Annotated in this window: 4 protein-coding genes and 1 pseudogene; 1 reads left to right on the forward strand and 4 read right to left on the reverse strand. The window is 56.0% G+C overall.

The annotated features are described in order from the left end of the window. Positions 1-175 precede the first annotated feature (175 nt). From WCA53_RS34160 to WCA53_RS34170, 3 genes are all read right to left on the reverse strand, one after another. Entirely contained in the window at positions 176-670 is a 495-nt protein-coding gene (locus tag WCA53_RS34160; RefSeq protein ID WP_423922639.1) for a ferritin-like domain-containing protein, read from the reverse strand. A gap of 237 nt (positions 671-907) precedes the next feature. Further along, a complete protein-coding gene (locus WCA53_RS34165) occupies positions 908-1,117 on the reverse strand; it encodes a DUF2934 domain-containing protein (RefSeq protein WP_423922643.1) in 210 nt (69 codons plus the stop codon). A gap of 953 nt (positions 1,118-2,070) precedes the next feature. Then, complete coding sequence (locus WCA53_RS34170; protein ID WP_423922648.1) at positions 2,071-2,445, reverse strand: response regulator; 375 nt, start codon at positions 2,443-2,445, stop codon at positions 2,071-2,073. A 145-nt stretch (positions 2,446-2,590) separates the two neighbouring features. Between WCA53_RS34170 and WCA53_RS34175 the strand changes: the two genes are divergently transcribed. Further along, a complete protein-coding gene (locus tag WCA53_RS34175) occupies positions 2,591-3,064 on the forward strand; it encodes a PRC-barrel domain-containing protein (RefSeq protein ID WP_423922651.1) in 474 nt (157 codons plus the stop codon). Positions 3,065-3,363: 299 nt separating this feature from the next. Here the strand turns inward: WCA53_RS34175 and WCA53_RS34180 are convergent. Next, positions 3,364-3,535 (reverse strand): annotated as a pseudogene (locus tag WCA53_RS34180) (ribonuclease R); the annotation flags it as partial.

A 3,535-nucleotide genomic window follows, 5' to 3' on the forward strand; every position in this document is an offset into this window, starting at 1 on the left:
AAAATAGTTACCCAACCAACAGCACGTGCGTTCGGCAACAAAAATGCCCAGCACTTGACGTTTATCGGTACCGCATTGAATCTCGAATTGGAACAGGCCTATCGAAGGCGACGCCATCACCTCGCCCCCTTTAAACTGATCGAGCCCGCGCCGACCAACGCGCCTCTAAACTCGATCATTTTCCGACGAGTTCCTCCGCCACCTCCTGCGTCGCGAGAATGGTCAATTTTTCGTCCGTTGCTTTCTCTTCTTTTAGCGTCTCGAGCAGCAACTCGACCGCGTCGGTATAACCCAGTTTCTTGGCGAGCGTTGCGAGCGTGCCGTATGTAGCAATCTCGTAGTGCTCGACCTTCTGCGCGGCGGCAATAAGTGCCGCGTCCAAAACGGGACCTTTTTCAACCTCATCAATTTGCTCTTGCCCCTCTTCGACAAGTCCCTCCATCGCCGCGCACTTGATTCGCTTGAGTTTGATTTCAGACACTTCGACGATGCGGTCGATACGCTCGATTTGCCCATGGGTTTCGTTCAGGTGCGTGGTGAACGCCGCCGAGAGATCCGGGTTTGTCGCCGCGCGGGCCATCTTTGGCAGCGCCTTGGTCAGTTGTTTCTCGGCGCTGTATACATCGGACAGCGCATGAATGAATAAGTCGTTTAGGGTTTTAACCGTCATCGCAAGCTCCAGAACACAATTGAGAAATTGATACCTTCACGCGCCGTCACGCGTGTCTGTTTTTACCTGATGTGCCGTTTCGCTGGCGGCGCCAAGCCGCAAGCACGCGTCGCCGCTGCAAAACGTGGGGGACGTCTGCATTCGACGCTTCGTACGCGCCGAGGGCGCACAAAGCAAGGCAGCGCGCCACAACGACGTGCAACTTGTAACAGCCGGCGGACCGTGTAACGTCTGTCGTCAAGACTTCACGGGCGCGTCTTCATCAAACACGCCATCCGGTGCAACGCCGGACGGTTCGAACTCCGATGCGTCGCTCGCAGCACCACCAGATAGAATCATTTGAGCTTGCGCCCAATAATCTTCTGCCCTTCCCTCGGGGCAGCCTGCCTTCTCCCACAACTCATAAGCCTTAGCGCGAATTTCATCTTCGTTAAGATTTGTTGCCATAATCGCCTCCATTAAACGTCTATAGAACACCGCGCGGAAAACTCAATAAGCCACTAGAGACCGCCTTCATGACTTGCTGACGGCCATCGTTTCATCGGTCGCAAGGTTAGGTACCCATCAATCGACGAACCAACCGCTTTATGAGCCGCGATTAATTACAACGCCACTGGCGACCTTTACATTGCTTCGATCCGTCGTGTTATGGGTCGCCTCTAGCGTCGCTGTTGGACTTGAGCCGCAATTAATGGACCGCGGCGCGCAGCTTTAGCATTGTTCGTTTGGTGGTCCCGCAGATGCTCGAAAAAATACAAAGCGCACCCTGCACGGGACTTGCCGACCGGTAGCTTTGACTCCACCTTGCGCGGTCGCGGACGTGTCGATATATGCGTCTGCATTCTGATACGTACTGTGTCGTCGAAGATTGCACTAAGCCTCAGAAAGCCGCGACCCACTCGGTGGTTTGGCTTAGCGCTCCTCCAACTGCCCTCAGACGTTACCCGCCTGACGCAGGCGCATCCATTGAGCTCTTTTTGGTCGTCTTCTTCTTTGACGTCCCGGATGTTTTGTTCATCGTGCTCGAGCCTGATGATCCCGATACTGCATTGGTCGGTCCGCCCCCGTTAGGGGTGCCCATGCCAGTGCCGCCTTGACCGGCCGCACCGCCGCCTGCTGATCCCCCGCCCCCTCCGCCTCCCGCACCGCCGCCAGCGCCTTGCGCGTAGGCGCCACTGGACAAACTAATAACCACAGCTGCAATTAAGGCACTCTTGATAACTCGCATGACAACCTCCCTGGTTCGTTATGCGGTTTATTGCCGCCAAGTGGCGCAATACCGCTTGCTCGTAGGCGCAATCCCCGTGCCGGTTCGCGCGATGTTAATTCTTTCTGCCATGCGAAGTAAATTCGCCCGCGACGTCTCTCAATCTTGACGAAGCGGTAGTGCATTGTCCGATTCAACGAGAGATCCTCTGGATAACAAAATGGAGAAGCGCGTTCAGATCTGCGGGCTTGGCGACGTAAAGGTCAAAGCCCGCAGCGTGGCATTTCCCGGCGACTTCGTCCGAAGGCCTCTCTCCCGTTACGGCAACAAGTAGTGTTCGCTTTCCCGCTCGCACCATATGGCGAATTTTCCTGGCTACCTCGTATCCGCTCGCGCCGGGCATGTCGATATCGAGAAATGCGGCGTCCGGGTGCCAGGCAGCGCAGAGGTGTAGCGCTGCGATGCCATCGGGTGCCGTTTGCACTTCAAACTGCTGAGACTCAAAAAACAGCGCCACTGCAGCAATCGCGCTGCAATCGTCATCGGCCAGAAGAAGCTTTTTCGACATGTCGTCGCCGTTGGAGGTTGACTCGGTAAAAGAGTCCGTACATCTATTGCCGCAACGGCCATTCCCGGAGCAGACGCACGCTGGCCGCTTCTCGTTGCGGCATGCCGATTGCTCGATATAGATTCTAATCCCTCAGGAGTACATCATGATCAACCTTGACCCCAATATGCAGCAAGCGGCGAGTGGAACAGGCGCGCAAATAGTCGGCAACACCATGGCCGACGGCCCTGGCCCATACGTGATGGCGGCGGCTACGCTCGACGGCAACAAGGTATTCACCTCGGATGGTGAACACGTGGGCAAAATTACAGAGATCATGCTTGATGTACGCGGTGGCCGAATCGCGTACGCGGTACTGTCAAGCGGCGGATTTCTCGGGATGGGCGATTCGTTACACGCGATTCCCTGGGGGGCGCTCACACTGGATACGGACGAGAAGTGCTTCCACCTGCTCGACATGACGGCGGACCGTATCAAGAACGCCCCAGGCTTCGACAAGGACCATTGGCCGTCAATGGCGGACCCGCAGTGGGGTTCATCGGTGCACGAGTACTACAACCGCCAACCTTACTGGATGGCCACACGGGACGTTGTTGAAGGAGACGTCCGCGATCTCTAAAGGGAGCGGTGAAGAGACGGAGGTGGCAGAACTACGCACACCTCCGTCTGGCCTAAACGGGGCATCCGATGCAGATCGGCAAATGCGACAAATGACAATATATAGGTATGCGAATAATTATAAAAACGTATCAAGGTGCAAAACCGGATCTGCGTTTCCCACTAGGGTGTCTGTCCTGACACTTCGTCTGTCCTGACACGTCAACAGCACCTCAACGCCAACACGTCGTCGCAAGCAACGAGCAGAAAGCAGCTCCGCACCTAAACGCGCCGGTGCTCGAATCCCCGTGGGTCCGTCTGTCAGTCCGTTCGGAATGGTGTGCGGTACGCCTCATCCGTACCGAAGCTGAGTCGTTCGAATTCCGCGATCAACTGAGCGCCGAACAACAGGAGCGTTGCGAGCGCTTCGAGACTGAAGAGAACAATAATCGATGTCGTCAGTGATCCATAAACCACGCTGACCTGAGACAGC

The organism is Caballeronia sp. (assembly GCF_049581465.1).
Classification (GTDB): domain Bacteria; phylum Pseudomonadota; class Gammaproteobacteria; order Burkholderiales; family Burkholderiaceae; genus Caballeronia.